Here is a 6,215-nt window from a genome sequence, read left to right as displayed (position 1 = left end):
AAAGAATATTAACTTTAGAATACTCTTGAGCACTGGAAAGAGTGATTATCTCTTCATCTAAAGCTTTCCATTCTATTAAAAGAGTATTTAAATCAACTAAATACTCACCGTTATTAACCTTAAAACTTTCTAAAGCAAACGTTAAAACACTACTCAAAATAAATACACAGATAAATACAGTTTTTTTCAATGTAGTTCTCCTCCTAGATTATTAATAAAAAAATTATATAGGAGAATTGTTATGACTATGTTAAGATAACTAATATTATTTTAAAAATAGGTGAATATATATGAAAATTTTAATAGTTGAAGATAATAAAGCCATAGCTGAGATGCTTAAAAACTTTTTTATTTCTGAAAAATGGGAGACCTCTATCTTTTATGAAGGTTATGATGCTCTTGAAAAATTCTATTCAATAAAACCAGATTTAGTTATTTTAGATTGGATGTTACCTATAATCTCTGGAATCGATTTGTGTAAGGAGTTAAAAATTATTAACCCTAGTGTTCCTATTGTTATGCTTACTGCTAAGAGTAACGACTTAGATGAAATCAAAGGATTTAGTAGTGGTGCTGATGATTATATTCGAAAACCTTTTAATCCAAAAATTTTACTTTTAAGGATAAAGTCTCTTTTAAATAGAAAAGAAAATCAACAGATAAAAGTTGATGAAAATTCATATATTGATTTATCTAAAAAACAGGTTTTTAAGGATAACTCTTCAATTAACTTATCTCCAAAGGAGTACGAACTTCTTTTATATCTTTCTGAAAATAAAGACAGATATTTTTCAAGAGAGCAGCTAATTGAATATATCTGGGGGTTTGATTTTGATGGAGATTTTAGAACAGTTGATACCCATATAACAAATTTAAGAAAAAAGCTTCAGCTTGAAACTTTAAAAAATAAAAGAGGGATTGGATACTCTTTGGTGAACGAAAAATGAAGTTAAAAAGAAAATCTTTTATTATCATAAACTTAACTTTATTAATTAGCTTTATTCTTTTTTTTATTTTGTTAGAAAACTTTGGAAAGAGATATTATTTCTACCAAAAAAATTTAGAACTCAATAAAATTGAAAACTCTGTTAAAAACAAAAATAATTTTGATTCAAACTCTGAAATCTTAATTGGTGAGATTCCAATTTTAAAAGATAATTTTGAATTTAATAATCAACTAAAGCTATCTCTTTTTAAAAAAGATAGTTGGAAATATAATTTTTGGTTTGGAAGTGATGCTTTAAAAATCTTAAATGAAACTGGAACTATCACAAGAAATTTTGAGCAAAAAAATCTCAAAAGTTCTTTTTTTATAAGAGTTTTTAAAAAGCAAGACCATTTTGTTGTTCTTTGCTTGCCACTTTCATCTATTGAAGAAAATTTAAAATTAATGAAAAGCTTTTCGTTGTACATATTTTTTATAATCTCTATTTTCATTTGGAGTGTCTATACCTATTACTTTAGAAAAATCACAAAATATATATCTAATATAGAGTTATCTTTAGATAAAATTTCAAAGAAAGATTTTTCAAAACTTGAACTTATAGATTCTAATGATGAGTTTGGAAATATCTCTAAAAAGTTAGTCAATGTTTCTGATAAGTTAAAAGAGTATTTTGAACTTTTAAATAACAAATATGAGTCTCAAAAATACTTCTACAATAGTTTAGCTCACGAATTAAAAACACCAATAACTGTAATTAGTGGATACACCTACTATATTAAAGATATTTTACAAGAGGAGGATCAAAAATATTGTGATTTTATAATCACTGAGTGTAAAGGAATGTCGCAACTTGCTAAAAAGTTTCAATTTTTAGCTGACAACTTTAAAAACTTAGAGTTTTCAACATTTTCCTTAGATGAATTAGTAAAAACTATTTTAGAGAAATTTCAATTAGATTTTTCAGATAAAAATATAGATATTAAATTTTTATCAAAACCCACAGAGATTGTTGGTGATTACAATTTAATTAAAGTTGTTATTGATAATCTAATCTCAAATAGTTTAAAATTTACTAAAGATGTCATTGATATAGAGATCTATTCTGATGATGATACAATCACATTTTCTATATATAACAATGGCGAAAACATTCCTTTAGATAAAATAACAAAAATTTGGGAGCCATTCTTTTTTATTGAAAAAAATCCCAAAGTTGATAATTGGGGATTTGGTCTAGCTATTGTTGCTGATATTGTCAAAAGGCACAATGGTAGTTATAAAGTTGAAAATAAAGAGAATGGAGTTAAATTTAAAATAATTTTACCCAAAACTTTAAAATAAAACATAACACAGGAGGTTTTACATGTTTAAATTAAAAAAAGGAGATACAATTGGTTATTATTCTCCATCTGCACCAGCTACTTTTTTTGCTCCCACAAGATATAAAAGAGCTCAAAATTTTTTAGAAAGTAAAGGGTTTAAACTAATTTCTGGAAACCTTTCAGGAAAAACTCAGGGCTACAGATCTGGAAGCATCGCTGAAAGAGCTAATGAATTAAATGCCCTTATTGAAAATAAAGAGGTTAAGTGCATTATGTCAACTATTGGAGGAAATAACTCTAACTCAATCTTACCTTATTTAAATTTTGAAGAGATTAAAAAAAATCCAAAAATATTTATAGGTTATTCTGATGTAACTGCTATTTTATTAGCTATTTATGCTAAAACAGGGATTACAACTTTCTATGGGCCTGCCCTTGTAGCAAGTTTTGGAGAGTTTCCACCTTTAGTTGAAGAAACTTTTTCATATTTCTCAGATATCCTAATTGAAGATTTAAAGTTACCTTACACATTCAAAACTCCAGAGAGATATACTGACCAATTTATAAATTGGGAGGATCAAAATACTCCTAAAAACACTTATGAAAATAGTTTAGTTACTGTTATTTCAGGAAAAGTTTCAGGACGTTTAATTGGTGGAAACTTAAATACAATGTATGGAATTTGGGGAAGTGAATATATGCCTGAAATAAAAAAAGGAGATATTCTTTTTATAGAGGATTCTTTAAAATCTGCTGCTGATATTGAAAGAAGTTTTTCTTTTTTAAAAGTAAATGGTATTTTTGATAAAGTAAGTGGAATTATTTTAGGAAAGCATGAGCTTTTCAATGATCAAAATAGTGGGAAAAAACCATATGAGATTCTATTAGAAGTTCTTGGAGATACAAAGATACCTTTCTTAGCTGAATTTGATTGTTGTCATACTCATCCTATGATAACTCTACCAATTGGAGGACAAGTTGAACTTGATTCTACAAATAAAAAGGTAACATTATTAAGTTTCTAAAAATTTTTTATAAACTTTAAAACTTTTTTAGAAAACTCGTGGTCTAAATATTATAAAAAGTGTTAAAGATGAAATAATTTTAATCCCCCCCATTAGAGCCTCTCCCCCCCCAGAGGCTCTTTTACTTTTTTGTATTTATATATATAATAAAATGAGGGAAAAATTCTCCCTCATTTCATCTACTTATTGCTGAATTCCAGGGTATGCCCAAATTCCAGATGTTCTAATTAAATCTCTATAGATAACTAACTTCTCTGCTTCAGAAACTTTTTGTGCTTCCTCTAAAGATGGATAGTCTAGATAAACTAAATTTGAATATTCAACATTTAATCCTTTTAAATTAGCAGCTTCTTGGAATACACTTAATCCTCTTCTTATGTGACTTGCACTACTTATAAGAGTTACCTTTTCAGGTTTTAAAGTTGCTAAAATTTCAGTTGAATAGATTGCATTTCCAACAGTATCTTTAGCTAAGTCATCCATGTATATTAATTTAGATGGAACTCCTTTTGAAACTAACCAGTTTCTCATTAAAAAGGCTTCTGTTACTCCACCTTTTTGAACTCCTCCTGACACTATAATTGGTGATTTTGGATTTTTCTTATGTAGTTCATATCCCTTTTTTAATCTTTCAACTAAAGTAGGCTTCATTACTCCACCCTCACCTAAAGCGTATCCTAAAATTACAATTGCGTGATTTCCATTAACTTTAAAAGCTTCTGTATTTAACTTTGCATTTGAAAAGTTATCAGCCATAGCAAATTTCTCTAAGTATGCCTGTGTTTTTTCAGGGTAATTCTTTTTTAGAACCTCTACTGTTTCATTAAATGTTTTCATATCTCCCATCTGCTTAGAATATCCTGCAAGAAGAATTCCCGCTTCAAAGTTATCTGGATACATAACTAAAATATCTTTATATGTTTGAAGAGCTTCAGGAGTTTTCTTCTGAATTATTTGAGTTGATGCAATACCAAATCTTAAATCTGTTCTATAAGGACTAAGAGCACTAGCTTCTGCAAACGAGTTCTCAACTACATCATATTTCCCCTTTAATGTAATTCCTTTAAAGAACTCCTTTTCAGCTTTACTTAAGTTTCCACCATGCCAATAGTAATGAATTCCTGTTTGTGTTAACTGAGCTATTTTCTCTTGGTCATTTGAACTTGGATATTTACTTGTTGAACTACACCCTGTCAACATAATAAAACCTAATACTGCTGATAAAACCTTAATCTTTTTATTCATCTCTCCTCCTTAAAAAATCCCCTGGGGGTATATTAAAATATTTTTTAAAAACAGTACAAAAATGTTTGTAGTCAGAAAAGCCTACTATCTCAGAGATTTCGTAAAGCTTATATCTCTCTTCTTTTAAAAGTAAAATACTTTTCGAAACTCTATATTTATTTAAAATATCTAAAAATGTTTCACCTGTTTCTTCCTTAATTTTTCTGCTCAAATAACTTGTACTTACATCAAGCTCTAGAGCAACCTCTTTTATACTTAACTTTGTCATATATCTATCTAAAATTATCTGAACTGTTTTTCTAATAAAAATATTATACTCTTCACTTAAATATCTATTTATAGAATCTGTTTCACTTTTAAAAAAGTTACATCTAAATTTTTCAATTGTTTCTAAAAGAATCTCTTCATCTAAAGGTTTTAATATATAATCTAAAACTCCAAGCTGAATCCCTCGTTTTGCATATTCAAATTCGCTATAGCTGCTTAAAATTATCGTCTTAAACTCAAATCCATTTTGCATAGCTTGTTCTATCATTTCCAAGCCATCCAATATTGGCATTTTTATATCTGTTATCACAAGATCTGGATTTAAAGTTTTTATTAGCTCCAATCCCTCTTGACCATTTCTTCCTTGGCCAACTACTTCACAATTTAGTAACTCCCAAGAAATACTCTCTATCAAGCCCTCTCTTATTATCTTTTCATCCTCTACAACTAAAACTTTTATCATTTTTACTCCATATCTTTAGGCAAAACTATTTTTACAAGAGTTCCTCGACCTTTTTTACTTAAAATTTTTATTCCATATTTTTCTCCATAATATAACTTTATTCTTCTATTTACATTATATAAACCTATATGGTTAGTTATGTTATCTTTTTTCAAATTTTTTCTTATTTCAATTAGTTCCTCTTTAGATAGCCCATCTCCATTATCTAAAAAATAGATAACTAAACTATTATTTTGTAATTTACCTCTTATATCTATATGTAATTTCTCTTTTGAAGAAAACCCATACTTTATTGAATTTTCAACTATTGGTTGAAATATAAGTTTTGGAATTTTTTCTCTGCCTAAATCCTCTTCTATATCTATAATATAGGAAAAATCATCTCCAAATCGATATTTTTGTATCTCTAAATAACTCTCAATAAATTTTATATTTTCATTTAGTGTAACAATGGTTTTTTTATTATCAATACTAAATCTAAGAATAGATGAGATATTTAAAATGATTTTATTACTCATTTTTGTATCTTTTTTTATAGTATACTTCAACATCTCCAAAGTATTAAATAAAAAATGAGGATTAAACTGACTTTCCAACTGCTTAATCTCTAAATTAATACTGTTCTCAAACTCTTTTTTATTAATTTCAATCAGATTTTTTATATCTAATAACATTTTATTATAAGAGGTTGCTATAATTCGAAACTCATCATTTGTTTCAACCTCTAAGAAGTTATTTAGCTCCCCTTTTCCTATGTTTTTTATAGCTCCAATTATTTTATCTATTACAGCTAACTTTTTATTAATAAAATAAGTTATTGTTAAAAACATACATGTAATTAAAAATATAAAAATTATTATAAAATAAATAATTTGTCCAAAAATTTTAGTTAACATAAAATCTAAGTCTCTATACATATGAATGTATAGTTTGGAATTATATATTCC

7 protein-coding genes are annotated in these 6,215 nt (G+C 27.0%); 3 read left to right on the top strand and 4 right to left on the bottom strand.

Annotated features, from left to right (window positions below):
• Positions 1-190 (bottom strand): hypothetical protein (locus tag Q0V08_RS10020; protein WP_297434409.1); only part of this gene is annotated, 190 nt, incomplete at its 3' end.
• Positions 191-290: 100 nt separating this feature from the next.
• On the opposite strand from Q0V08_RS10020, the gene Q0V08_RS10015 reads away from it, so the two are divergent.
• Genes Q0V08_RS10015 through Q0V08_RS10005 form a run of 3 tightly spaced genes read left to right on the top strand, consistent with a single transcriptional unit; the run spans position 291 to position 3,293 of the window.
• A complete protein-coding gene (locus Q0V08_RS10015; protein ID WP_297434407.1) occupies positions 291-947 on the top strand; it encodes a response regulator transcription factor in 657 nt (218 codons plus the stop codon).
• The gene (locus tag Q0V08_RS10010; RefSeq protein WP_297434405.1) at positions 944-2,287 is read left to right on the top strand and encodes a HAMP domain-containing sensor histidine kinase; all 1,344 of its coding nucleotides are present in this window, start codon (positions 944-946) and stop codon (positions 2,285-2,287) included. Before Q0V08_RS10015 ends, Q0V08_RS10010 begins: the two co-directional genes overlap by 4 nt.
• Positions 2,288-2,309: 22 nt before the next feature.
• The gene (locus tag Q0V08_RS10005) at positions 2,310-3,293 is read left to right on the top strand and encodes a S66 peptidase family protein (RefSeq protein ID WP_297434403.1); all 984 of its coding nucleotides are present in this window, start codon (positions 2,310-2,312) and stop codon (positions 3,291-3,293) included.
• Between the two features lie 183 nt (positions 3,294-3,476).
• Here the strand turns inward: Q0V08_RS10005 and Q0V08_RS10000 are convergent, their stop codons facing one another.
• From Q0V08_RS10000 to Q0V08_RS09990, 3 genes are all read right to left on the bottom strand, one after another.
• Positions 3,477-4,538, bottom strand: coding sequence for an ElyC/SanA/YdcF family protein (locus tag Q0V08_RS10000; protein ID WP_297434401.1), 1,062 nt, complete (start codon positions 4,536-4,538; stop codon positions 3,477-3,479).
• The gene (locus Q0V08_RS09995; RefSeq protein WP_297434399.1) at positions 4,531-5,268 is read right to left on the bottom strand and encodes a response regulator; all 738 of its coding nucleotides are present in this window, start codon (positions 5,266-5,268) and stop codon (positions 4,531-4,533) included. The genes Q0V08_RS10000 and Q0V08_RS09995 overlap by 8 nt, the downstream gene beginning before the upstream one ends.
• Positions 5,269-5,270: 2 nt before the next feature.
• Positions 5,271-6,215: histidine kinase (locus Q0V08_RS09990; protein WP_297434397.1), on the bottom strand; the 945-nt coding region annotated here is incomplete at its 5' end.

The organism is uncultured Cetobacterium sp., from assembly GCF_947038635.1.
GTDB lineage: Bacteria > Fusobacteriota > Fusobacteriia > Fusobacteriales > Fusobacteriaceae > Cetobacterium_A.
Note: the sequence above shows the minus strand (reverse complement) of the source record. Positions and strands in the feature narration are given on the sequence as shown.